This is a genomic window from Dietzia sp. ANT_WB102, from assembly GCF_008369165.1.
Taxonomy (GTDB): Bacteria; Actinomycetota; Actinomycetes; order Mycobacteriales; family Mycobacteriaceae; genus Dietzia.
Genome location: NZ_VOBA01000001.1, coordinates 1,099,364 through 1,123,377, shown reverse-complemented (window position 1 = coordinate 1,123,377; position 24,014 = coordinate 1,099,364). Strand labels below are relative to the sequence as shown.

Below are 24,014 nucleotides of genomic sequence, written 5' to 3'. Positions count from 1 at the left end.
CGTCCCGCTGTCAGCAGGTGTGGTGCGCCTCCTGCACCCAGTACACCGGCGTCGGAATGTTCTCCATCCGCGCCTTGAGCTGGAGCGCGAGGTACTTCGAGTAGTGACGGGACTGGTGCAGGTTGCCGCCGTGGATCCAGAGTTGCTCGACATTTGTCGGTTTCCACATGTTGCGCAGCTCCCCCTCCCACGGTCCGGGGTCGCGGGTTGTGTCCGACCCGTAACCCCACACCTTTCCGACCTGGTCGGCGACCTCCTGGGACACCAGATCTACGAGCCACTGGTTCATCGACCCGTACCCGGTGGCGTACACGATGATGTCCGCCGGCAGGACCCTGTCGCGGTCGAGTTCGACGCCGTCGGGCAGGATTCGCGACACCTGTCCCCTCTCGAGCGCGACCTCTCCATCGATCAGGAGTTGGCTGGCGCCGACGTCGATGTAGTAGCCCGACCCGCGCCTGAGGTACTTGAGGAACAAGCCCGAGCCGTCCTCACCGAAGTCGAGGTCGAATCCCACCTCGCGTAACTGCTGGTAGAACGACGCGTCCTTCTCCGCAATCTGCTCGTAGACGGGGATCTGCGCATCTGGAAGCAGCTTGTAGGGCCACGAGGCGAAGAGCATGTCCGCCTTCTCAGTGGTGACACCGGCGTCGAGCGCCTCCTCGGAGTAGAGGGGCCCCAGCGCCAAAGACATCAGTGATTCACTCCGCGAGATGTGCGTGGAGGATCGCTGCACCATGGTGACCTCCGCCCCGTTGTCCCAGAGCGCAGCGCAGATGTCGTGTGCAGAGTTGTTCGACCCGATCACCACGGCGCGTTTACCCGTGACGTCGCCCTCACCCGTGAACTCGGACGAGTGCCATTGTTGACCCGCAAAGTCCTCCGCCCCGTCGAACCGCGGAATGTTCGGGTAGCCCGATACACCGAGGGCGAACACGAGCTGGGCCGGTCGCAGTACGACCTTCTCGCCTCGGCGGTCGACCTCGACCCTCCACGTTCCGGATTCCTCGTCGAAGACTGCCCCTATGCACTGCGTCCCGGACCAGTAGTCGAGGTCCATGATTGCGGTGTAGTGCTCGAGCCAGTCGCCGACCTTGTCTTTCGCCGGGAACACCGGCCAGTCGTCGGGGAACGGGATGTACGGCAGGTGGTCATACCAAACCGGGTCGTGGAGGTGGAGGGACTTGTAGCGCTTGCGCCACGAGTCGCCCGCCCGCTCGTTTTTCTCGACGACGATGGTCGGCACCCCGAGTCGTTTGAGTCGCGCGGCGAGCCCGATACCGCCCTGCCCTCCGCCGATGATGACCGTATACGGCTGCTCGGTGTACCCGAGGTTCTCCCGGCGTTCGGTCGTCTGCTCGAGCCAGGTCTTCCGCCCCCGGGTGATGACATGCTCCACGCCTTGATCACGGCTGTGACGCTTTTTCTCTTCGTGCCCCTTGAGTTCTTGCAGGGTCGTCAGCAGAGTCCAGGCCCGCCCGTCCCGTAGCCGGAGGTGACCCCAGCCGCGGCCCGTCCCCGTCTCGAAGCGCACCCACGCCTCTACCACGCCGTCGCTCTCGGTGGCGGGCTCGTCGAGTTCCCACCCGCTGGGCGAGATCGCCGCCAGTTGGGCTACCAGCATGTCGCGGATTTGATCGCGTCCCTCGAGCGTCCGGAGGTTCCATGTGAAGGCGACGAAGTCGCGCCAGTACCCGTCCGTGTCGAACAGTTCGGCCGCCCGCTCCGGATCGCCCGCCCGTAACGCCTCGTCGAAGTCCGCCAACCACCGTTCGACCACCGTGTCCGCATGTGCGCGATCGGCATCGACGGTCGAACCCTCTCGACTCCGGGGCACTCGCGTGTGCTGAGTCTCGGTCATGTCCACTCCTCCACGTCCTGTAGATTCTGCAATGACGTAGATCACACTTTCTTCCGAGGGGGGTGGCAATGTCGTTGCATGCAGAGTTGAGGTTCTCCGACCCGGGGACGTTCGCAGCACGCTCTATCAGGGCACACGAGCTCGCCCTGGCCGGCGGGATGCCCACCGATGTGGATTCGCGGGTCCTGCACGCATGGAGGCGCAGCGGCGACGCCGGTATCTGTCCCGACCAGCAACTCCCGGCGAGCGTCCTGGCCCGCGATGAAATCGCGGAGGCGCGGGCCCGCACCCCCCTCCGTCACGTAGCGGACGACGTCGTAGCGTGCCTCGCAGATACCTCCGCTGCAGGAAGGCACCTGGTTGTGCTTTCCGATGTCCGCGGGCGGGTGCTTTGGCGAGCGGGAAGTCCGCAGGCGCTTCGCCGGGCGGATTCGATTGCGTTCGCCGAGGGCGCGGATTGGTCCGAGCGGGGCATCGGAGCAAACGGAATCTCGCTGGCACTCGACGTCGGGACGCTCACGCACGCCACAGCCGGCGAACATTACGTCCGCGCACACCACGGCTGGACATGCACGGCCAGTCCCATCAGGGATGCGCACAGAAGGGTAATTGGCGTCCTCGACGTCTCCCACCCTCTGCGCTTCTCGTGCGCCGAGACCGTGTCACTGGTCCGCTGCGGCGTCCGGCTCGCCGAGACGCTGCTCGCCGCGAGAAACCCTGACGAACTCCGCACCCCCACCCCCGGCTCCGACGACCCGGCCCCTGCCGAGACCAGCAACCCTGTCACCTCGATTCGCCTCCTCGGATGGAGGCCGGCGGTGATCCGTGCCGATGGGACCTCGGTGTCGCTCACCCCAAGGCGGGCCGAACTCCTCGCACTCCTGGCCTCCCGCGAGGCGTGGTCCGCGCGCGCGTTGTCCGAGGCGCTCTACGATGACGGCGCCGCCACGACCACCGTGAGGGGAGAGGTCCGCCGACTGCGGCAGCTCACCGGACTAAGCATCGGATCACAGCCCTACTGCTTGGCCGCGCACGAGCGGCAGTGCGTGGACTACCTTTCCGTGGAACATCCGGACGACCTCCTGCCAGATTCGGAGATCCCCGCGATCATCGACCTGCGGTACGGGATCTGACCGCACGCCGGGCGCGAGTAGCCCAGTCCGTGACACCGGACACGCAGGCCAAGGTGGCACAATCGCAAAGTATGACGCCTGAGACCACGGGACGCACGCTCCGCCAGCCGCGCACGCTCGATCAGTCCTCGAAGCTCAAGGACGTCCTCTACGAGATCCGCGGGCCGGTGCTGGCCAGGGCCAATCAGCTCGAGGCCGAGGGGCATCGCATCCTCAAGCTGAACATCGGAAACCCCGCGCCGTTCGGTTTCGAGGCCCCGGATGTGATCATGCGCGACATGATCGCCGCACTCCCCCACGCGCAGGGTTATTCGGAGTCCAAGGGCATCCTGTCGGCGCGGCGGGCGATCTTCACCCGCTATGAGCTGGTGCCCGACTTTCCCCGCCTCAGCGTCAATGACATCTTCTTGGGCAACGGCGTCTCCGAACTCATCACGATGACCATGCAGGCTCTTCTCGACGACGGCGACGAGGTCCTCATCCCGGCCCCCGACTACCCGTTGTGGACGGCCATGACCTCGCTCGCGGGTGGCAAGCCCGTCCACTACCTCTCGGACGAGGAGGATGGCTGGAACCCGTCGCTGGAGGATATCGCCTCCAAGATCACGCCACGCACCAAGGCGATAGTGGTGATCAACCCCAACAATCCGACCGGCGCGGTGTACTCGCGGGAGGTCCTGCAGGGGATCGTCGACCTCGCACGCGAACACAGCCTGCTCATTCTCGCGGACGAGATCTACGACCGGATCATCTACGACGAGGCCGAGCACACCTCGATCGCCACCCTCGCCCACGACCTGCTGGTGCTCACCTTCAACGGCTTGTCCAAGACGTACCGGGTGGCCGGGTACCGGGCGGGCTGGGTGGCGATCACAGGGCCCAAGGCGCACGCCGCCGGGTTCCTCGAGGGACTGGAACTGCTGGCGTCCACCCGACTGTGTCCCAATGTGCCGGCGCAGCATGCGATCCAGGTGGCCCTCGGCGGGTATCAGTCGATCAACGAGCTCATCGAGCCCGGGGGCCGATTGCACGAGCAGCGGGGCATCGCGTGGGAGAAGCTCAACTCGATACCGGGAGTGAGCTGCGTCCGTCCGATGGGCGCGCTCTACGTCTTTCCCAAGCTGGACCCGAACGTCCACGAGATCCGTGACGACCGGCAGTTCGCCCTGGATCTGCTCGAGCGCGAGCGGATCCTCATCACCCAGGGCACGGGCTTCAACTGGCCGGATCCCGACCACTTCCGCGTCGTCACACTGCCTCCGGCCCGCGACCTGGGCGTGGCGATCGAGCGGATCGGCAACTTCCTGTCGTCCTACCGCCAGTAGCGGTCGCGGCCAGCCGCGCGGACTCCGACCAACCGCCGTCTCACTGGAAGTTGAGGTACGCCTTGGACGCGGTGGGGCCGCGTTGACCCTGGTATTTCGAGCCCACTGCGGCGCTGCCGTACGGGGTTTCTGCGGGGCTGGAGAGCCGGAACAGGCATAGCTGGCCGATCTTCATCCCGGGCCACAGGGTGATGGGCAGGTTCGCCACGTTCGACAGTTCCAGGGTGATGTGGCCGTCGAAGCCGGGGTCGATGAACCCGGCGGTGGAGTGGGTGAGCAGCCCGAGTCGGCCGAGCGAGGACTTGCCTTCGAGCCGTCCGGCCAGGTCGTTTGGCAGGTGTAGCCGCTCTAGTGTGGCACCCAGGACGAACTCGCCCGGATGGAGGACAAAGGGGTCGCCGTCTGCGACCTCGACCAGCTCGGTCAGCTCGTCTTGCTGCTGGGCGGGGTCGATGTGGGTGTAGCGCGAGTTGTTGAAGACGCGGAACATCCGGTCCAGGCGGACGTCGATGCTCGACGGTTGGATGAGCTCGGGGTCGAGCGGGTCGATGCCCAGCCGCCCGTCGGCGAGCTCGGCACGAAGGTCACGGTCGGAGAGCAGCACGGTCCTGAGGGTACCGCGAGCCCCCGGCGAGCAGACGGAGCTGGGTACCCAGCTCGGTGACGCACGTGCACGCCTCGGCGAACGGCAGCCGCGCGCGACGGACGCGATTCTCGCGGTCTACCAGTTCGATGTCGACTCCGGCGCGGTCGATGCCCACCAGGAGGGGGCGAACGGCGGGTAGGCAGCGACAGACGCGCAGTGCGATCCGCGGGACCACCTGGCAGCGCGGGTCGTTGAGGTGGTCTAGCCAGTGTCCCTCGAGGTCGGTGAAGGGGTCGGGCCCGGAAGTGGCGAGGTCGTCGGGGGCGATGTCGGTGACGCCGTCGTCGTCGGTGAGCAGGATCCGTTCCGCCCGGAGCCGGACGAGGGTGGAGTCGGACCCGACGCCCAGGAGTGCCGAGTCGGGGAGGTCGCGCGCGATGTGGGTGGCGGTGTGGCGTTGGGCGCCCGTGCTGAGCTGGTCGACTCGCCCTTCGACGACGGCGAAACGGCGGCGCCGGCCCTGAGCTGCACCTCCGAGGATCTCGTCGACGACCTCGAGGCGCGCCCGCACTCCCCCGGAGCCGATGGCGGTGGCGTCGGCCGTCGGGATGACCAGGTTGAGGTGGCTCGTTCCCGGGACCTGATGCACGAGTGCGACCGGAGCCGGAGCCATTGTGGTCGTGGTGCCCGGGTCCAGTGTGGCCCTCGGGCAACGCCGCAGGGCCGAGCACGCCCGCTCGGCAGGCTCAGGAACGGGTCCCACCAGTGATCGCATGCCTTACCCTCTCGTCGTCGCGGTCCCGGTCTTTTCCGTTCCGGCGCCTGTGATTCAGCGGCGCCGGAACGGAAAGAACCGACGCGGGGACGTGACTACCCGCAACAGTGAATTTAGGTAAGGCTTACCTTCGACGCAAGGGCTTTTGGGGAATTAGTGCGCCCAGACCTAGCTCGACAGCGTTGCCAGCTCGGCCAATACCTCATCGGAATTGCTGCAGACCTGCGCGAACGGCAGACGGACACGCTCGCCGAACACGCCAGCGGTCGAGCCGATCATGAGATCGATCCCGCGTCGATCTATCGCCACGATGCGGGGTTGCGTGCCCGCGATCTGCCGCCCGGCACGCAACGCGAGTCGAGCTGCGAGGCCGGCATCGGACGCCAATCGGCGCAACCACACCTGCTCGTCCACACCGATCGGGTCGACCGCGGCGGCGGCGAGATCCGCACGCGCAACCATGTGCACCCCATCCGACGTGAGGTACGTGATCTCCAGGGGCTGCAGTTCGCTCAGCTGGAGAGTTCCACCCTCCCCGGTCGAGCCTGCCCCGCCGCCGTCGGCGGTGACCAACCTGCGCCTGCGTGCTGCAGAAGAGGCGGTCACGATACCCGAGAGAGTGACCACACCCCGGGCCACAGCGCACTCGTCGTCGCACTCCCCATCACGTTCCGACCCTGACGCGGCGCGGCCGTCGAGGGCGAATGATGGGCGCGACGCGGACGACCGGCACCGACCGGTGCACACCGTGTCGACAATCTCGACGGTCGCGGCAGCGCCAGTGCCCACGACCCGATCGGCGTTGCCAGCGTCGCGAGACACGCCCGCCACGTCGACTACCAGGACGACGACGCCGTCGTCCCGGACCCGCGCAGAGCGCAGGGGCCGCCTGAGGACCCCGGCCTCGACCGTCCCTGCCGCACCTCTGGCGAGCACTGTTCGCACCCGCTCGGCGACTGATCGCTCCGTGAGGTCATCCACGTCCACCACGCACCTCCTGCAAGGTTGCGCCCGCCGACCGGACGCCCGGCCGCACAAAACGGACTGCTCTCCATTTCAGCGCATGATGGGCCTCGTTCGTTCCCGAATCGCCCGCCGAAACCACGTGAGACCTGCCACATCTCCGACCGACCGGCGCGGCGAGGGCCCCCCGACAGCGTCCGCAGATATGCGCCGACCCCGGCTGACGTGGTGAAATGGGTTCCATGAACGAGTTCAGGGAAGAGCCCTCGAAGTACATCTGGCGCTGGACCCAGTGGTCGTGGGTGTGCGTCGGCGTCGCTGTACTCATCGCGCTGATGGGGATCACCAGCGGGGGATCGGTCACGCCGTGGCTCATCGGGGCGATCGCGGTGGCGGTGATTGGTGGCGTGGCGTTCGGCTTCGTCCCCCGCGCGTCACTCGCCCAGCCCAAGCGGCCCATGACCCCCGGCGCGAAGCGCAAGTCCGCCGGGAGATGACCCCGCCTCCGATGCGGCTGGCGGGGCTCGTGCTAATCTGAACCGGCCTCCAGCAGGCACTGCCGATGTAGTTCAATGGTAGAACTTCTGCTTCCCAAGCAGACAGCGCGGGTTCGATTCCCGTCATCGGCTCCACTACCCGAATCGGGCCCTCCACTGCGGGGCACCTCCACCACGGAGGTGCCCCGCAGTCGTCTTTCCGGATGGCCCCGCAGCCACGGCGACACACCGCGAGCTAGGCGCGCCCCACTGTGCACGATGCACTACGAACTTCGTGTACTTCGTCACATCTGCCGATGTACCTACTGTCCGCACTGCGTAGTGTCCAAGATCACATAAGCCCACCGATGAGGAGTCGATGTGCAACCCGGATACCTACCGAGAGTGCTGGCGCAACGGTTCGGTGACGCCCCCGCGATCCGCGACGATGCGACGCAGATGTCGTTCGTCGAGCTTGACAGGAAAGTGACCGCAGTTGCGGCCCAGTTCCGCGACCAGGGCGTCACCAGGGGAGATGTCGTGGCCGTGATGCTCCCCAACCGGAGCGAGCTGGTGGTCTCCATTTTCGCTGCGTGGTACCTCGGAGCCGCCGCCACCCCGATCAATCCGAACTTCACCCACGACGAGGCCGCCCACCAGATCAATGACGCCGGGGCCGCCCTCGTCGTGAATTCCAGCTCTGAGTCCCCCTCAGGAGGGCGCCAGACGATTAGCGTCGATGACCTAAGAACGTCGGGCGATGGCACCGAACTCGACCCCGTCGACCTTGCCGACGACGACCTCGCCTTGGTCATTTACACCAGCGGGTCCACCGGGCGCCCCAAGGGCGTCATGATCACCCATGCCAATACCACGGCCATGTCCCGGACGATGGCCGAGACGATGGCCATGACGGCCGAGGACCACTGCCTACTAGTCCTACCGCTGTTTCACGCCAACGCTCTGATGGTGAGCCTGCTTACTCCCCTGCAGGTCGGCGCGCAGTTGACGATCATGCCCGGGTTCAACGCCCAGGAATTCTACGACGCCGTCGAACACTTGCGGCCGACATACTTTTCCGCCGTGCCCACCATCTACGCACTCCTGCTCACCAAGGCAGAGGGCAGGCGGCCGGACATGTCCTCACTCCGCTTCGCGGTCTGCGGAGCGGCACCTGCCACACGAGAACTACTCGCCGCAGCCGAAGAATTCTTCGACGTGCCCATCCTGGAGGGGTACGGCCTGACCGAGGCGACATGTGCCTCCTCGATCAACCCGATCGACGGCCCCCGCAAACCCGGCACAGTGGGGCCGGCACTGCCCGGTCAGCGCATAAGGATCGTCGACGACTCCCTGCAGGACGTGCCCACCGGACAGACCGGGGAGGTGTTGATTACCGGGCCAGTAGTGATGGCCGGTTACCTCAACATGCCGGAGGCCACTGCAGAGACGATCGTTGACGGCTGGGTCCGTACCGGAGACCTGGGCCGGCTCGACGAGGACGGCTACCTCAGTATTGTCGACCGGCTCAAGGACATGATCATCCGCGGCGGGGAGAACATTTACCCCAAGGAAATCGAGAACGCCATCGGCAGTTTGCCGGGGGTGCTCGAAGTCGCTGTAGTCGGCCGACCTGACGACGTGATGGGCGAGGTCCCCGTGGCGTTCGTGGTCCCCTACCCCGACGCCGAGCTGACCCCTGAGGCCGTGATCGACCACTGCCGTGAGCACCTCACCCGCGTGAAGGTTCCCGTGCACGTGGAGATCACGCCCGAACTACCCAAGAACCCGGTCGGAAAGATCGACAAGCCCGGACTCCGGGCGTCGTTCGCCGCCTGACCTCGACCCGTCCCCTACCCCTCAAGACCCCTCGACTTAAACGAAGGAGTACCAATGGCATTTCTCCAAGCCGACGTACCCGATATCGACCCGGAGAAGTTCGAGTCGATCCCGGTAATGGAGCGGATGAAGCTCCTCGCCCAACACTGGGTTGAATACGGCTTCGGCGCCCCGAAGATCATGCACTCGATGTACCTCATCAAGGGGCTGTTCTTCTTCCTCGGCGGGTGGCTCGCCATCGGTCTGTCGACGCCGGGCCTGCCGCTCACCGATATCGGTGCGTGGTGGGGCGAGCTCATCGTTTATCAAAAGGCCATGATCTGGGTGATCCTGTGGTCCGCCACCGGGTTCAACGAATCGTGGGGGCCGCTGGCCTTCAAGTTCAAGCCCAACACCGCCGGTTACCGGTACTGGATGCGGACCGGCACGTTGCGGCTGCCGCCGTGGCCGGACAAGGTGCCGTTGACCAAGGGTGACGAGCGCCGGGGAATCGACGTCGCGTTGTACGCCGCGATGCTCGCCACCCTCGTGCTGGGCCTGGTCCTGCCGGGCCAGCAGACCGCTGCCGCCTACAGTGAGGCGGGCCTCGTCCCGGCCTGGCCGTTCATCACGTATGTCGCGTTGCAGATGATCATGGGGCTGCGTGACCGGGTGACGTTCCTGGCCTCGCGCCCGGAGCAGTACTCGGTGATCATGCTCGGCTTCGGCGTCCTCACGCTCTACGGCGGCGGCACCGTGGACATGATCATCGTGGCCAAGATCGCGATGTTCGCCGTCTGGTGGGGCGCGTTCCTGTCCAAGATCGGTGTCCACTTCACGCCCACAGTGCAGACGATGCTCACCAACGGCCCGCTGGTGAAGTCCAAGACGCTGCGCCGGTCGCTCTACCGCAACGCGCCCGAGGATCTCATGCCCACCAAGGTCGCCTGGTTCGCCGCGCACGTCCTGGGCACGATCGTCGAGTTCGTAGTCCCCATCATCCTGCTGTTCACCACCAACTGGACCGTCGCGGTCCTGGCGGCAGCGTTCATGATGTGCTTCCACGTCTTCATCTACTCCATGTTCGCCCTGGCCATGCCGCAGGAATGGAACCTCTTCTACGTCTTCGCGACGCCGATCGTCTTCCTGGGCTTCTTCAACGGCGACGGTTACGCCCTCTGGGACGCCAGCAGTGTGTGGGTTGTGGTGGGCGCAGCGGTACTGACGCTCACGGGGCCGCTGATCGGCAATTTCCGCCCGGACAAGATCTCGTTCCTCATCTCGATGCGGCAGTACGCGGGAAACTGGGCGAACTCCACCATGGCGTTCCGCAACAATGGCTGCGAGGCCAAACTGGACAATCCGGAGTTCGTCACCTCCATGACATCACCGAAGCACCAGCTCTCGGCCCTGTTCGGGGAGGCGGGCGCGGAAATGTTCCTGCAGAAGACCACGGCGTTCCGAATGATGAACACCCAGGGCCGCGGCCACATGTCGATCTTCCCGGACCACCTGGACAGCATGGAGAACTACCGGTTCCGCGAGGGCGAGGTCATGTGCACCTTCTTCTCGGGCTGGCAGTTCGGCGACGGCCACCTGTTCGACGAGCGGACTATCGCGGCCGTGCAGAAGCGGTGCAACTTCGCCCCGGGAGAGTTCATCAGCGTGTGGACCGAGTCGCAGCCGCTACACAAGAAGACCATTGAATACCGCGTGATCGACGCGGCGCTCGGTGTGGTGGAACGTGGTCACTACGACGTCCGGGACGTCGTCAAGGAGCAGCCGTGGCTGCCGAACGGGCCCATCCCCTACACGGTGACCTGGCGTCATCCCGAGTATCTGCCGGCCGATCAGCGCGCGTCTTCGTCGGTCCCCGCCTCGCCGGGCGCCGAAGGCCCGCTCGCTGACAGGTCCCCTGCGACCGGTCTCGACGAGTCCACAGTCGGATCGAGCTGAGTTCATGCCATCAGCGATCATCGTCGGCAGCGGGCCGAACGGTTTGGCAGCCGCGTTGACACTGGCCGCCGATGGAGTCGATGTGACCGTCCTGGAAGCATCCGACTCCATTGGCGGCGGCACCAGGTCCGGCGAGTTGACCTCGCCGGGCCTGCTGCACGACCAGTGTTCGGGCTTCCACCCGTTGGCCGTCGATACAGGTTTCAGTCGCCAATTCGATCTCGAGTCCCACGGCCTACGGTGGGCACTCCCCGACGTCCAGTACTCGCACCCTCTAGACGGCGGCCGGGGTGCAGCGGTCTGGAAGTCGGTGGACCACACCGCCTCGCATCTCGGCACCGACAGGGAATCCTATCGGCGGATGTTCGGAACACTCACCGCTCGCTTCCCCCAGATCGCCGAGGAATTCCTCCAGCCCCTCCTGCACGTCCCGAACCACCCCCTGGTCCTCGCTCGCTTCGGGGCCTATGCCGCCCTACCCGCCAGCATGCTGGCTCGCCGGTGGCACACCGACGAGGCACGGGCCCTCTTCGGAGGCGTCGCCGCGCACGCCTTCCGCCCCTTCGGATCGGTGATGTCCTCGGCAATCGGCGTCGCACTGGGCACCGCCGCACACCGGTTCGGCTGGCCGGTAGCCGTGGGGGGCTCAGCGACGATCGCCAGCACGATAGCGACGATGCTGACCTCCCGCGGTGGCCGGATAGAAACCGGGATAACCGTCCGCGACCATCGCGAGCTCGGGAACCCGGATATCGTCATGCTGGACACCTCGCCCTCCGCCGCTGCACAGATCCTCACCGGAGTGCTGCCCCGACGGGTCGACCGCGCCTACCGCCGGTTCCGCCACGGGCCGGCCGCATTCCAGGTGGCCTTCGCGGTCGAAGGCGGAATACCGTGGTCCCACGAACCGTCCCGGTCGGCCGGCACCGTCCACGTGGGGGGCACATTCGCGGAGATCGCCGCCGCCGAGCGTCAAGTCGTCCGGGGAGAGATGCCTGAACGGCCATTCGTCCTGGTCGGCCAGCAGTCGCTCGCCGACCCCGGCCGAGCGAAGAACGGGCTCCATCCCATAGACACCTACGCCCATGTACCCGCGGGCTGGACGGGAGATGCCACGCAGACAATCATCGACCAGATTGAACGATTCGCTCCGGGGTTCCGCGACCGCATCCACGAAATCCACACGCGCTCGACTCAGGAAATCGAGGATCACAACCCCAACTACGTGGGCGGGGATATCGTGACTGGTGCCAACGACCCTCGACAGTTGGTCTTCCGGCCCAGGGTCGCCCTCGACCCCTATTCGACCGGAGTGCCCGGGGTCTACATCTGTTCTGCGGCCGCCCCACCCGGTGCGGGCGCTCACGGGATGGCCGGATGGAACGCGGCGCGTTCCGCGCTGGCCCACCTGTCCACACGGTGATCACGCAGGAAGGATACGGCGGGTCCTCGCCCCGGAGTAGGGCGTGGCCCCGCCCGCGCACATGCTCAGCACCACACCGCACAACCCCGAGCGTCTCCGCGAACTGACCCGCCGGATAGGACTGCGGCTCAGTTCGCGGACCGCCGCCATCGCCGACAACATGACCATGGCCATCGAAAAAGCCATAGGCGAGCTCACCGAGGAGGACATCCGCCCCGCACTCCAGGCCAGTGTGACGAACAACGTCGAGGTCATCATCGACCTGCTCTCGCGCACCAAGGATGCACACGACCTCCCCCCTCTGCCCGACGCTCTGCACTACGCCGTCGTGCTTGCCCGACGCAACGTCTCCAGCTCCCCACTTCGCCGCGCCTACCACGTCGGTACCGACTGCCTCCTGGCCCACGTGTTCGATCAAGTGCAGGAGGTCGACTGCGAGGACCACGAAAAGCTGCCGCTTTACCACCACCTTGCAGGGTGGCTGTATCAGTACGTGGACGAGATCACCCGCACCGTCATCACCGCGCACGAGCAGGAAGTGCGCTATTCCCAAGATCGGGCGGCGCGCTCGATCAACTCGATCGTCAACCGAGTCCTCGAGAAAGAGGATGTCGAACCCATCGAGTTCGAGAGGGTGACGGGATACCGACTGAACCAGACGCATGTCGGCTGTCGGGTGTGGATCGACGACTTCGGCGCCGTCGCTGACCAGTCGCGACTCTTGGCCAGTGTGGTAGAACTCCTGGCCGAGAAGCTCGGGGCCAGTCGGACGCCACTGATGATTAGCACCGACCGCGCCACTGCAGAGGCGTGGTTCGGCATGGAGGGCCGCCGCCACCCGGTGGATACGCGAATCGTCGCGTCGGTCGCCGAGCAGACCCCCGGGGTCCGGATCTCGTTCGGCGCACCCGGTTCCGGGATCGAGGGGTTTTGTACGACTCGCACGCAGGCAAGGGTGGCCGCCACGATCGCGCAGGGATCGACCAGCGACGGTCTACATGTTGTCTCGTATGCGGACGACGGGATCCCGGTCATAGCCCGGTTGACTGAGGACCTCGCGTCCACCCGACGGTGGGTCCGAGAGGTCCTCGGCGGTTTGTCCAGAGATACGGAGGACGCGTCGAGACAACGGGAGACGGTTCGCGTGTTCTTGGAGTCTGCGGAGAACTACTCGGAGACCGCGTCCCAACTGCTCCTTCACCGCAACACGGTGAAGTACCGCTTGACCAAGGCCGCTCATGAACTGGGAAGAGAGCCGGGGGCCAAGCGGCTGGACACTCACCTGGCACTCGCCGCCTGCCAGCTTCTGGGCAGTGTGGTCCTGACCCCCGACGACAGCACACCATCCGGGTGATCACGTGTGCTCGCGGGCGCCGAGGCTCAGCTGTCGGGCTTGCCGTTCTCCCCGCCGCGACGGCGCAGGAGTTGGAATCCGGGGATGCCGGCGACCGCCTCCAAGCACTGTTGAGCCACGTCGAGGATCTGGTGGACCTCGGGGGCGACGGTGTCGAGGGAGGCCAGCACCGGCATGACATCGTTTTCGAGGGCCTGGCCCAACTCGGGCAGGTGATCGATGAACTGCACGACCGCCTTGACCTCCTCGGGGTCGACCGACCCGAGCACCTCATCGGCGATCGGGTCCAGCAGCCGGATCATCTTGTCGGCCCACGCCAGGACTTCGATCAGGCGAGTCGCGACGAGCCGGGCAGTATCGGGGTCGAGATCAGCGTCCCGGAGAAGCGCCTCCACCACGGGCTTGATCGGAGCGACGGCGGACTCCGCGAAGTCGACGAGGGGCACCACTCGTTCGATGAGCCCGCCGGCGTCGAGCACCAGGTCGTCCGCAGTGTCCACCGTCGCCCCGACGCGCGCCACCACTCCATCTGCCGAGTCAACAGTCGCCCCCACCCTGCCGACGATCCCGTCGGCGGCGGAGACGGTGTCGGCGACCCCGTCGACCACACGGTTGGCCCTGGCCACGGTGTTGCGTACGCCGTCGACGGTCTCGGCGGCGGTGGCCACGATCCCATCGATCGCCCGCACGGTCCGGTCGACCTCGTCGAGCAGGCCCCGAACCCGCTGGACTATGTCCTCGGCATCGTCGAGGAGGACCAACACTCGGGCGGGCAGGAGCAGCCACTCCCTGACCAGCCTTATCTCCCACTCCACGACACGGAACGCACTCCCCACCAGGGAGGATGCGGAGGGAAAACGGAGCTGGATGTCGGCCATGAACTGATTCTGCCCCACCGGCCTCGTCCCCCGTGACTGTGCGAGCGGACCTGCCAGACGAATCAGAGCCTTTCCTCACCTTGGACTGTTTGCTGAGAACGCACTAGCATCGGTCTTGTTACCGGCGAGTAGGTTCCGGCGTACCAGAGGTTACGTGCACCGACTCCTCGGGCGCGACACATCCATGACACCGCACTCCGAACGGAGAAGACCGTAATGGGTCACTACAAGAGCAACGTCCGGGATCTCGAGTTCAACATGTTCGAGGTCCTTCGTATGAACGAGGCACTCGACGCCGGCGAGTTCGGCGACTTGGACACTGACACCGCCAAGGGCATCCTCACCGAGGTCGCCACCCTCGCCGAGGGGCCGGTCGCCGAGTCATTCGCGTCCGCCGACCGCAACCCGCCGGTGTTCGACCCCGAGACCCACTCGGTCTCGATTCCCGAGGACTTCAAGAAGTCATTCAAGGCCTGGTTCGACGCCGGCTACTGGTCCATGGGACTGCCCGAGGACATCGGCGGCATGCCGGCCCCCCGCGCCCTGGTGTGGGCCACCGGCGAGATGATGCTCGGCGCCAATGCTCCGGTGTTCATGTACGCGGCCGGCCCGTCATTCGCCGCGGTGCTCTACGAGAACGGCAACGACGAGCAGAAGAAGTGGGCTGCCACTTGTGCCGAGCGCGGCTGGGGCGCCACCATGGTCCTCACCGAGCCCGACGCCGGCTCCGACGTCGGAGCGGGTCGCACCAAGGCGATCAAGCAGGACGACGGCTCCTGGCACATCGAGGGCGTCAAGCGCTTCATCACCTCGGCTGACTCCGACGACATGTTCGAGAACATCTTCCACCTGGTCCTGGCCCGCCCGGAGGGCGCCGGCCCCGGCACCAAGGGACTGTCGCTGTTCTTCGTGCCGAAGTTCCACTTCGACTTCGAGAAGAACGAGCTCGGGGAGCGCAACGGGGTCTTCGTCACCGGTGTCGAGCACAAGATGGGCATCAAGGCGTCCACCACGTGTGAGCTCACCTTCGGCGGCCACGGTGTTCCCGCCAAGGGCTGGATCGTCGGCGACGGCGAGCTCAACCTGGGCATCCGCCAGATGTTCGACGTCATCGAGCACGCCCGCATGATGGTCGGCACCAAGGCCATCTCCACGCTGTCCACCGGCTACCTCAACGCCCTGGAGTTCGCCAAGGAGCGCGTCCAGGGCGGCGACATGACCGAGATGGCAGACAAGACCGCGCCGCGCGTGACAATCACCCACCACCCGGACGTTCGCCGTGCGCTTATCCGCCAGAAGGCCTTCGCGGAGGGCCTGCGCGCCGTATACATGTACACGGCCGCGCACCAGGACGTCCAGATCGCCGAGCGGGTGTCCGGCGCTGACGGCGAACTCGCCCACCGTGTCAACGACCTGCTGCTGCCGATCGTCAAGGGCGTGGGCTCCGAGCGTGCCTACGAACTGCTCACCGAGTCGCTGCAGACGTTCGGTGGATCGGGCTTCCTGCAGGACTACCCGATCGAGCAGTACATCCGCGACGCCAAGATCGACTCCCTCTACGAGGGCACCACGGCAATCCAGGCCCAGGACTTCTTCTTCCGGAAGATCGCTCGTGACCGCGGCACCGCTGTGGGCCACGTGTCGGCGCAGATCAAGAAGTTCCTGGAGAGCGACGCGTCGAACGGCTCGCTGGCGGCGGAGCGCGAGCTGCTGGCGACGGCCCTCGCGGACGTCGAAGCCATGATCGGCACCTGCTTCGAGCACCTCATGGGCTCGCAGGAGGATCCCAAGCGCCTGTACACGATCGGGCTCGCCTCGGTGCGCGTGCTCATGGCGTTCGGTGACCTGATGATGGGCTGGCGTCTGCTGGTCGGCGCCGAGGTCGCGCTCGGCGCGCTGGACGGGGCGTCCGACGACGACAAGGACTTCTACAACGGCAAGATCGCCGCCGCCCGGTGGTTCGCGAAGAACGAGCTGCCGCTGCTCACCGCCACCCGCGGGATCGTCGCCGGTCTCGGCAACGACCTGATGGAGCTGGACGAGTCCGCGTTCTGACCCCTGCCTGACTGGCCGCACCTGGCCTGACCCGTCGATCCGTCGCCCACCCCAGGGCGGCGGATCGACGCGCATTTCGGGGCGCGGTCAGTTCCCTGGCAGGCCCGGGATGCGAATCTCCGGCAGTCCCGGAATGCGGATAGCGTCACCGGGTCCGGGCGGTGGCGGGGGCGGCGGCGGGGCGGGCTCCGCGCCCGTGGCCGGCGGCACGGCCCGGCACTCGATCCGGTCCCGCGGCGCGTAGCTGGACGACACCGTGTCGGTGCTGACGGTCTCCCCGCCGCGCTGGACGGTCCGGGTCACGCGCGCGGTGTACCCGTCCTCTCCCGGGTCGGGGGTGCAGTCGGCGGAGGTGACGACCCGGGTCTGAGCCCGCCGGATGTCGGTGCGCGGAGCCGAGGAGACGGTGACGGTGTACTCCCGTGTCCCCCACAACCGGACGGTCACCGAGTTGCCGTTGCCTGAGGCATCGATCACCAGCCCGGTACCCTGCGCGTTGCGGAACCCGACATCGGCCGAGGCGGTGGCGTCCCGGCCGGCGGGGAACGCGTCGCCGTCGACGCCGCGGGAGCTGCGCACCAGGTCCTGCGCGCCGGACTCGAACGCCGCGTTGAACAGCGCGGTTGCCACGGCATCCGTGGACACTCCCCCGGAGACCGTGCCGACGAGGTCGTTCATGGAGAAGCTCTCGCCGGCGGGGATGAAGTGCCCGGCCAGCGCGGCGATCATCGCCTGTGCCCGCCCGTTCGCGCCGACGGCCACGGTGAACTGGCCGACGGGCTCGCGGATGCCTGCCTTCTCGGCCTCCTCGGTGGTGAGCTCGGGGTCCCGGCCCACGTAACCGACGGGCAGCACGCGCGGGCCGTCGACGTCGGTGAGTTGCCCCGGCAGGGCCCCGAGCAGTGGCCCCCATTCGATGGTGCGTCCCTGCACCGCGGGGACGACCGTGGCGCGCGAGCCGCTGAACTCGAAGGTCGCGTCCTTACCCTCTTGCTCGGTCTTCTCCAGGATCGGCTCGAGGATCCCCTTGGCCGCGTCGGCGTCGAAGCGCGGCTCGAGCACACCGCCTGCGCGGACGAAGGTCAGGTACTCACCGATCCGGTCGCGGGGGAACAGGACCGGTACCGCACCCGGGTCGTCCGGGTTGACCATCTCGATCTCCCGTTCGGCGGGCACGGCCCGTTCGCGACCCGGTGGCGGCGGTGGGGCCGGGAGCCTGGTGGTGACCGTGGTGACCGCCGGTGCGGTGCCGTCGTCACGCATCCGCGAGGCCAGCAGCGTCAGGTCCCGAGAGGCGGCGGGCTCGGCCACATCCCGGATGAGGGCGCGTACTTGGTCGGCGTCGGTCTCGGTGGGCGTGTAGTCGACGGGCAGGTCCACGCCGTCGTCGTCAAGCCAGTGTTCGAGCACCGCGTCGCGCCCGTTCTCGATCTGCAGTCGCTGCCCGTCGAGCGGGATCGTCGCGCGGACCTGGTCACGGTCGAACCAGATGGCACCCTCGCGCGGCTCGAAATCGGCCTGGAGAGCCAATCGCTCAAGAAAGTCGGTCAGCCGGGCGTCGGGGATGACACTGGCGATGCCGACCTCGGTCGACCACACCACGCTGATCAGTCGCTTCAGCGGATTGAGGGGCTGTTCACCGGCCCTGTCGAGGGTCCCCTGCCAGTCCACCGTCAGCCCGACCGCTCGGGGGTCCAGCGAGGTCGACACAGCCCCGGCGCGCAGGTCCACCTCGTCGTCGACCCGCGGACCGAGTTCAGCGATCAGCCGCTGCTCGGCGTCGGCGGTGAGCATCCCGCCCACCCGGATACCGGATACCTCCGTGCCGCGCGGGACCCGGCCGATGCTGTGCACCAGGTCGAAGCCGTACAGCACCGCCAGCGCCATGAACACGCCCGCGCCGATGTGGATCCACCGCGATCGCACCCGGTAGCGACGCCGGTCCGACGCGGCCGGCTGGGGGCCCACACCCTCGATCGCGACGGGGCGGGTCGGGGTGCTGTCGTCCCTGGACTCGTCCACGCGTAATCCGCCTCCTTCCGGGCGGGGGACGACGGAACCCGGCGAGCCGTCAACCGGGGTGTCCCCGCCCGAACCACTGTGAGCACCACTATGACCGACCGGTACCGATGAGTGCAGCCCCCGCGCCGAACGCGGGGGCTGCACTGTGTCACGAGATGACCCCGTGACCTGTTCGGTTGAGGATACGTTTACCGTTTCCACCCGCGGCGGCGACGTGCCGGACGGGGTCACATTCCGGTGTGGGTCAGCGCTCCACGATCGCGGTGACGCCCTGGCCGCCCGCCGCGCAGATGGAGATGAGTGCCCGACCGGAGCCCTTCTGCTCGAGCAGCTTGGCCGTGGCGGCCAGGATGCGGCCGCCGGTGGCGGCGAACGGGTGGCCGGCGGCCAGCGAGGAGCCGTTGACGTTGAGCTTGGAGCGGTCGATCGACCCCAGGGCCTTGTCCAGGCCCAGGCGCTGGGTGCAGTACTCCTCAGACTCCCAGGCGGCCAGGGTGGCCAGGACCTGTGAGGCGAAGGCCTCGTGGATCTCGTAATAGTCGAAGTCCTGCAGGGTCAGGCCGTTGCGTGCCAGGAGGCGCGGCACCGCGTAGGTGGGGGCCATGAGCAGCCCGTCGGGCGTGCGACCGTCGTGTCCGTGGATGAAGTCCACCGCGGCGGTCTCCGAATCCACCAGGTAGGCGCGGACCGGGAGCTTGTTCTCCTTGGCCCATTCCTCGCTGGCCAGCAGAACTGCGGAGGCGCCGTCGGTGAGCGGGGTGGAGTTGCCGGCCGTCATCGTGGCCTCGGTGCCGTGGGCCTCGGCGTCACGTTTGCCGAACACCGGCTTGAGCTTGGCCAGCTTCTCCTCGCTGGAGTCGGGCCGCAGGTTGTCGTCGCGGGCCACGCCGAGGTACGGGGTGACCAGGTCGTCCTGGAAGCCGGATTCGTAGGAGGCTGCCAGGTTGCGGTGGCTGGTGGCGGCCAGGGCGTCCTGGTCAGCGCGCGTGACGCCCATCTCGCGGGCGGTGATCGCGGCGTGCTCGCCCATCGACAGGCGGGTGCGCGGCTCGGCGTTCTGCGGCTGCTCGGGCACGATCGCGTTCGGTCGGATCTCCCCCAGGAGCTTGAGGCGATCGACGGTGGTCTTGGCCGCGGAGAGCTTGATGAGGATCTTGCGCAGGTCGTCGTTGACGGCGAGCGGGGCGTCCGAGGTGGTGTCGGTGCCGCCGGCGATGCCGGATTCGATTCGACCCATCGCGATCTGGTCGCCGATCTGGATGGCCGTCGCCAGCCCGGTGCCGCAGGCCTGCTGCACGTCGTAGGCCGGAGTGGAGGCGTCGAGCACCGAGCCGATGACCGACTCGCGCGTGAGGTTGAAGTCGCGGGCGTGCTTGAGGACGGCGCCGGCGGCGACGGCCCCGAGACGCTTGCCCTGCAGGTTGTATCGCGCGGCCAATCCGTCGATGACGGCGGTCAACATGTCCTGGTTGGAGGCGTCCGCGTATTTGCCGTTCGAGCGCGCGAAGGGGATTCGGTTGCCGCCGACGATGGCGACCTTGCGGGGGCTGGTGGTCACGTGTGTCACTCCCGTTTGTTCTCGGTGTCCGGTGGCCCGAAGCGCGGCCCTGCACGTATTGTTACTCAGCAGTAAGTTACTTGTCGACCCGTAGTTCCGCACCTCTCCAGGAGATGATCGCCATGGCACAGGGCAACCTCGACCTCTACTCGCAGTTCGTGACCTCGGCCCCGGGGTCGTTCATCGCCGGCAAGGTCGGCCTCCCGCAGCCGGAGCACTTGCGTCGTTACGAGCCCGGACAGCCGGCCCTACACGGTCCCGTTCTCATCGGTGGCGAGGGCCGCCTGGTCGAGCCCGTCCGCGAGATGCTTGCCGGTGACTACGAACTCGCCGGCGCGGACGCCGAGGGCAAGCTCGCCGGACTCGTCTTCGATGCCACCTCGCTGCGTCGCGCCGAGGACCTCAAGGAGCTGTTCGAGTTCTTCAACCCGCTGGTACGGAATGTGTCCGCCAGCGGCCGCATCGTGGTGCTGGGCACCACCCCGGAGGAAACCGGTTCTGTCGACGAACGCATCGCCCAGCGTGCGCTCGAGGGCTTCACCCGCTCCCTCGGTAAGGAGATGAAGCGCGGCTCCACTGTCCAGCTCGTGTACGTCTCCCCCGACGCCGATGCGGGAGCCTCCGGGCTCGAGTCCACCCTGCGGTTCATCCTGTCCGCCAAGTCGGCGTACGTCGACGCGCAGGTGTTCCGCGTGGGCGCCGGTGCGGCCACCGCCCCGGCATCGTGGGACCGTCCGCTCGAGGGCAAGCTCGCCGTCGTCACCGGCGCCGCCCGCGGCATCGGCGCCGAGATCGCGGCGGTCCTCTCACGCGACGGTGCGCACGTGATCTGCTGCGACATCCCCGCCGCCGGTGAGTCGCTTTCGGCCACCGCCAACAAGGTCGGCGGCACCTCCCTGCCGCTCGACGTCACCGCCGCCGATGCCGCCGAGGTCCTGGCCAAGCATGTGCAGGAGCGTCACGACGGCACCATCGACGTGCTCGTCCACAACGCGGGCATCACCCGTGACAAGACGCTGGCTGGCATGGACGGCGCGCGCTGGGACTCCGTCATGGCCGTCAACCTCATCGCCCCGGAGCGCATCACCGCCGAGCTCGCCGAGAAGGGCGTGCTGGGCGAGGGTTCGCGCGTCGTGGGCGTCTCCTCGATGGCCGGCATCGCCGGTAACCGTGGCCAGACGAACTACGCCGCCTCCAAGGCCGGCGTGATCGGATTCGTCAACGGTGCCTCCGCCGAGCTGGCCTCGAAGAACGTCACCGTCAACGCCGTGGCGCCGGGCTTCATCGAGACGCAGATGACCGCCGCCATCCCGTTCGCCACCCGCGAGGCCGGCCGCCGCATGAACTCCATGCAGCAGGGTGGTCTGCCGGTCGACGTCGCCGAGACCATCGCGTACTTCGCCAGCCCCGCCTCCTCCGCGATCACCAACAACGTGATCCGTGTGTGCGGCCAGTCGCTGCTGGGTGCGTGATCTGACGTGGAGTACACCCGCCTCCCCGGCATCCCCAACCTGCTCGCCCAGTACGGCAAGGCCGCGGTGGCCGCGCTACCCGTCGTGGGCGGTTCCCGCGACGGAAAATCCATGCCCGCCAAGGGCGTCGAGGTCTCGGGCGTGCGCGTGGACGTGGCCAACCTGGCGGCCTACGCGCGTGTGTGCGGCCTGCGGTTGACCGACGAGCTGCCGCTGACCTACCCGTTCACTCTGGCGTTCCCGCTGAGCATGCAGCTGATGCTGGACCCGGACTACCCGGTGCCCGCCATGGGGTCGGTGCACCTGACCAACGAGATCTCCTCGTACCGCGCGCTACATGTCGGCGACGAGTTGACCATCCGTGCGCACGCGGAGAACCTACGTGAGCACCCCGCCGGGTTGCTGCTGGACGTGGTCACCGAGATCCGTACCGGCGACGACGCCGAGCCCGCCTGGGTGCAGCGGTCGGGCCTGCTCTCGAAGCGGCGGACGTCCCTGACTCCCGCGAAGGACGCCCCGCGCCCGCCGAAGCCCGCGCCGCCGACCGCGGCCGAGATCGGCGATCCCACCGTGGTGAAGTCAGTGTCCGAGGCGCAGATCGCCGAATATGCCGCGGTATCCGGGGACCGCAATCCCATTCACGTGTCCAAGGTGGGCGCGAAAGCGTTCGGGTTCCCGAACGTCATCGCCCACGGCATGTGGACGGCCGCCACCCTGCTCGGCACGGTCGAGGGTGGGATCCCCGAGCGGGCCCGCTACTCGGTGGAGTTCGGCAAGCCCGTGATCCTGCCGGCCAAGTTGGGTATCTACGCCCGCCGCGGCACCGGTTCGACGGGAACCGGCGTCGGGGATCCGGTCTGGTCGCTATCCGTACGCAACCCCAAGAAACTGGACACCGTGCACGCGACGGCGACCATCGACGAGCTCTGACCCCTGACTCGAACGCACCCCGGGACCTCCGGGGGCACACCGCGAGAGCGCCCCGCACACTCCGCCCCACCGGGCAGGTGTGCGGGGCGTTCTCGTCATTGCGGGCAGTGCCGTCTAGTGGAGGCCGTACCTGTCGGATAACGTCTCCTGCACCCGTGGGGTGATCTAGGTCACTGCGATCTCGCCGCCCTGTCCCCACCCCGTTCAGGAGGAGCAGTGCCCAGAACAGTTTTCCCCCGCGTCCTCGCAGGGATCACCGCCGTTATAGCGGTCACCGTGGTCGTCCCGCTCACCGCGTGCGCACAGAGCAGCCTCCCGGGCGGTGGCTCCAGCGGCGGCTCGAGCACCGACTCGCTCGGGTCACTGGCCCCTGACCGGCCCCTGCCTCCCGGCCCCGCCGTCGCCGTGGACACTGTCGCCGACGGATTCACGATCCCGTGGGACGTCGTCCGAGATCCCGCGGGCGTCATCGTCACGGGTGAGCGCGGCTCGGGCACCCTGCATGCGATCCGTGAGGATGGTAGGCGCTCCACTGTCGCAGCCGACTTCGGCACTCTGGCCACCGGTGGCGAGAGCGGCCTGATGGGCTTGGCACTGGCCCACGACTTCGCCACCAGCCGTGAGGTCTACACCTGTCATTCCTCGGCCGACGCCGGAGACAACCGGGTCACCGCCTGGCACGCCGCCGACGACTGGTCCCGGCTCGAGTCCCCGCGAGTGCTCGTCAAGGGCATCCCCCTGGCCGACGGCGGACGGCACTCTGGGTGTCGCATCCTCGCCCACTCCGACGGCACCCTGTATATCGGCACTGGCGATGCCTTCACCGGCCCCGCGCCGCAGGACCTCACGTCTCTCTCAGGCAAGATCCTGCACATCACCCGCACCGGCACGCCCGCGGACGGCACCATCGGAGATTCCCCGGTACTGACCTTCGGGCACCGCAATGTGCAGGGGCTGGCCCAGCGACCAGGCTCTGACCAGATCATCGCCGCCGAGCACGGGCCGGACGTCGACGACGAGGTGAACCTCGTCATCCCGGGCCGGAACTATGGGTGGAACCCGAACTCGGGCGGCACGTACAACCAGAACGTCCCGATGACCGACACCCGCGCGTTCCCCGATGCGGTGCAGTCCTCGTGGCGATCGGGAGCACCGACCCTCGCGCCGGGCGGGATCGCATTCCTCGATGACCCCGCCTGGGGCGACTGGGACGGAGCCCTGGCGGTGACGATGCTCAAGACCAGCCAGGTCGTCCTGATGAAGCTCTCCCCGGACGGCACATCGGTCACCGAGACCGCGGCGATCCTGCGAGGCGAGCACGGCCGGCTGCGCTCAATCACGCCCGAGCCCGGCGGGTCGCTGCTGGTGACCACCTCCAACGGCGACGGCAACGACGAAGTCCTGCGCATCAGCCCAGCGGTCGGATAAC

At 67.4% G+C, this 24,014-nt stretch carries 18 protein-coding genes and 1 tRNA gene; 12 read left to right on the top strand and 7 right to left on the bottom strand.

The features are described from left to right. Positions 1-10: 10 nt before the first annotated feature. Positions 11-1,861, bottom strand: a complete 1,851-nt coding sequence (locus tag FQ137_RS05135; protein ID WP_149291436.1) for an NAD(P)/FAD-dependent oxidoreductase — start codon at positions 1,859-1,861, stop codon at positions 11-13. Between the two features lie 68 nt (positions 1,862-1,929). Here FQ137_RS05135 and FQ137_RS05130 point away from each other — a divergent pair, with 68 nt between their 5' ends. Together FQ137_RS05130 and FQ137_RS05125 are read left to right on the top strand one after the other, a co-directional pair. After that, positions 1,930-2,994 (top strand): helix-turn-helix domain-containing protein, encoded by a 1,065-nt coding sequence (locus FQ137_RS05130; protein ID WP_149291435.1) that lies wholly within the window; start codon positions 1,930-1,932, stop codon positions 2,992-2,994. Positions 2,995-3,065: 71 nt separating this feature from the next. Then, entirely contained in the window at positions 3,066-4,319 is a 1,254-nt protein-coding gene (locus tag FQ137_RS05125; protein WP_149291434.1) for a pyridoxal phosphate-dependent aminotransferase, read from the top strand. A gap of 40 nt (positions 4,320-4,359) precedes the next feature. On the opposite strand, the gene dcd is transcribed toward FQ137_RS05125, so the two are convergent. The 3 genes from dcd to FQ137_RS05110 form a co-directional block, all read right to left on the bottom strand. Further along, positions 4,360-4,923, bottom strand: a complete 564-nt coding sequence (dcd, locus tag FQ137_RS05120) for a dCTP deaminase (protein ID WP_149291433.1) — start codon at positions 4,921-4,923, stop codon at positions 4,360-4,362. Next, positions 4,904-5,680 (bottom strand): hypothetical protein, encoded by a 777-nt coding sequence (locus tag FQ137_RS05115; protein ID WP_149291432.1) that lies wholly within the window; start codon positions 5,678-5,680, stop codon positions 4,904-4,906. The genes dcd and FQ137_RS05115 overlap by 20 nt, the downstream gene beginning before the upstream one ends. Positions 5,681-5,848: 168 nt before the next feature. Beyond that, entirely contained in the window at positions 5,849-6,661 is an 813-nt protein-coding gene (locus FQ137_RS05110) for a hypothetical protein (RefSeq protein ID WP_149291431.1), read from the bottom strand. Positions 6,662-6,885: 224 nt separating this feature from the next. On the opposite strand from FQ137_RS05110, the gene FQ137_RS05105 reads away from it, so the two are divergent. The 6 genes from FQ137_RS05105 to FQ137_RS05080 all read left to right on the top strand — a co-directional run bounded on the left by FQ137_RS05105 (position 6,886) and on the right by FQ137_RS05080 (position 13,670). Continuing rightward, the gene (locus tag FQ137_RS05105) at positions 6,886-7,140 is read left to right on the top strand and encodes a DUF2207 domain-containing protein (protein WP_149291430.1); all 255 of its coding nucleotides are present in this window, start codon (positions 6,886-6,888) and stop codon (positions 7,138-7,140) included. 61 nt (positions 7,141-7,201) lie between these two features. Next, positions 7,202-7,275 (top strand) — tRNA-Gly (locus FQ137_RS05100). 225 nt (positions 7,276-7,500) lie between these two features. After that, a complete protein-coding gene (locus FQ137_RS05095; protein ID WP_149291429.1) occupies positions 7,501-8,958 on the top strand; it encodes a class I adenylate-forming enzyme family protein in 1,458 nt (485 codons plus the stop codon). 54 nt (positions 8,959-9,012) lie between these two features. Next, positions 9,013-10,893, top strand: coding sequence for a DUF3556 domain-containing protein (locus FQ137_RS05090; RefSeq protein WP_149291428.1), 1,881 nt, complete (start codon positions 9,013-9,015; stop codon positions 10,891-10,893). Positions 10,894-10,897: 4 nt separating this feature from the next. Beyond that, positions 10,898-12,316 (top strand): NAD(P)/FAD-dependent oxidoreductase, encoded by a 1,419-nt coding sequence (locus tag FQ137_RS05085; RefSeq protein ID WP_149291427.1) that lies wholly within the window; start codon positions 10,898-10,900, stop codon positions 12,314-12,316. 43 nt (positions 12,317-12,359) lie between these two features. Beyond that, positions 12,360-13,670, top strand: a complete 1,311-nt coding sequence (locus FQ137_RS05080) for a CdaR family transcriptional regulator (protein WP_255583646.1) — start codon at positions 12,360-12,362, stop codon at positions 13,668-13,670. A gap of 26 nt (positions 13,671-13,696) precedes the next feature. Here the strand turns inward: FQ137_RS05080 and FQ137_RS05075 are convergent, their stop codons facing one another. After that, positions 13,697-14,548, bottom strand: a complete 852-nt coding sequence (locus tag FQ137_RS05075; RefSeq protein ID WP_149291426.1) for a methyl-accepting chemotaxis protein — start codon at positions 14,546-14,548, stop codon at positions 13,697-13,699. A gap of 216 nt (positions 14,549-14,764) precedes the next feature. Here FQ137_RS05075 and FQ137_RS05070 point away from each other — a divergent pair, with 216 nt between their 5' ends. After that, positions 14,765-16,603 (top strand): acyl-CoA dehydrogenase, encoded by a 1,839-nt coding sequence (locus tag FQ137_RS05070; protein ID WP_149291425.1) that lies wholly within the window; start codon positions 14,765-14,767, stop codon positions 16,601-16,603. Between the two features lie 87 nt (positions 16,604-16,690). Here the strand turns inward: FQ137_RS05070 and FQ137_RS05065 are convergent, their stop codons facing one another. Together FQ137_RS05065 and FQ137_RS05060 are read right to left on the bottom strand one after the other, a co-directional pair. Further along, positions 16,691-18,625 carry a VanW family protein gene (locus tag FQ137_RS05065; RefSeq protein ID WP_149291424.1) on the bottom strand — a complete coding sequence of 645 codons (1,935 nt, stop codon included), beginning with the start codon at positions 18,623-18,625 and terminating at the stop codon, positions 16,691-16,693. A gap of 244 nt (positions 18,626-18,869) precedes the next feature. Then, positions 18,870-20,183, bottom strand: coding sequence for an acetyl-CoA C-acetyltransferase (locus FQ137_RS05060; RefSeq protein WP_149291423.1), 1,314 nt, complete (start codon positions 20,181-20,183; stop codon positions 18,870-18,872). Between the two features lie 122 nt (positions 20,184-20,305). On the opposite strand from FQ137_RS05060, the gene FQ137_RS05055 reads away from it, so the two are divergent. The 3 genes from FQ137_RS05055 (at position 20,306) to FQ137_RS05045 (ending at position 24,013) form a co-directional block, all read left to right on the top strand. Then, positions 20,306-21,655: a 3-oxoacyl-ACP reductase gene (locus tag FQ137_RS05055; RefSeq protein WP_149291422.1), complete on the top strand. Its 1,350-nt coding sequence runs from the start codon at positions 20,306-20,308 to the stop codon at positions 21,653-21,655. 6 nt (positions 21,656-21,661) lie between these two features. Next, on the top strand, positions 21,662-22,585 hold the full coding sequence (locus tag FQ137_RS05050) for a MaoC/PaaZ C-terminal domain-containing protein (protein ID WP_149291421.1): 924 nt from the start codon (positions 21,662-21,664) through the stop codon (positions 22,583-22,585). A 216-nt stretch (positions 22,586-22,801) separates the two neighbouring features. After that, positions 22,802-24,013 carry a sorbosone dehydrogenase family protein gene (locus tag FQ137_RS05045; protein WP_149291420.1) on the top strand — a complete coding sequence of 404 codons (1,212 nt, stop codon included), beginning with the start codon at positions 22,802-22,804 and terminating at the stop codon, positions 24,011-24,013. Position 24,014 lies beyond the last annotated feature (1 nt).

Bases quoted from the DNA above. Each gene is read 5' to 3' on its own strand.
- FQ137_RS05070 (WP_149291425.1), top strand. From the start codon at position 14,765: ATGGGTCACTACAAGAGCAACGTCCGGGATCTCGAGTTCAACATGTTC.
- FQ137_RS05075 (WP_149291426.1), bottom strand. From the start codon at position 14,548: ATGGCCGACATCCAGCTCCGTTTTCCCTCCGCATCCTCCCTGGTGGGG.
- FQ137_RS05090 (WP_149291428.1), top strand. From the start codon at position 9,013: ATGGCATTTCTCCAAGCCGACGTACCCGATATCGACCCGGAGAAGTTC.
- FQ137_RS05105 (WP_149291430.1), top strand. From the start codon at position 6,886: ATGAACGAGTTCAGGGAAGAGCCCTCGAAGTACATCTGGCGCTGGACC.
- FQ137_RS05115 (WP_149291432.1), bottom strand. From the start codon at position 5,680: ATGCGATCACTGGTGGGACCCGTTCCTGAGCCTGCCGAGCGGGCGTGC.
- FQ137_RS05085 (WP_149291427.1), top strand. From the start codon at position 10,898: ATGCCATCAGCGATCATCGTCGGCAGCGGGCCGAACGGTTTGGCAGCC.
- FQ137_RS05055 (WP_149291422.1), top strand. From the start codon at position 20,306: ATGGCACAGGGCAACCTCGACCTCTACTCGCAGTTCGTGACCTCGGCC.
- FQ137_RS05130 (WP_149291435.1), top strand. From the start codon at position 1,930: ATGTCGTTGCATGCAGAGTTGAGGTTCTCCGACCCGGGGACGTTCGCA.
- FQ137_RS05135 (WP_149291436.1), bottom strand. From the start codon at position 1,861: ATGACCGAGACTCAGCACACGCGAGTGCCCCGGAGTCGAGAGGGTTCG.
- FQ137_RS05125 (WP_149291434.1), top strand. From the start codon at position 3,066: ATGACGCCTGAGACCACGGGACGCACGCTCCGCCAGCCGCGCACGCTC.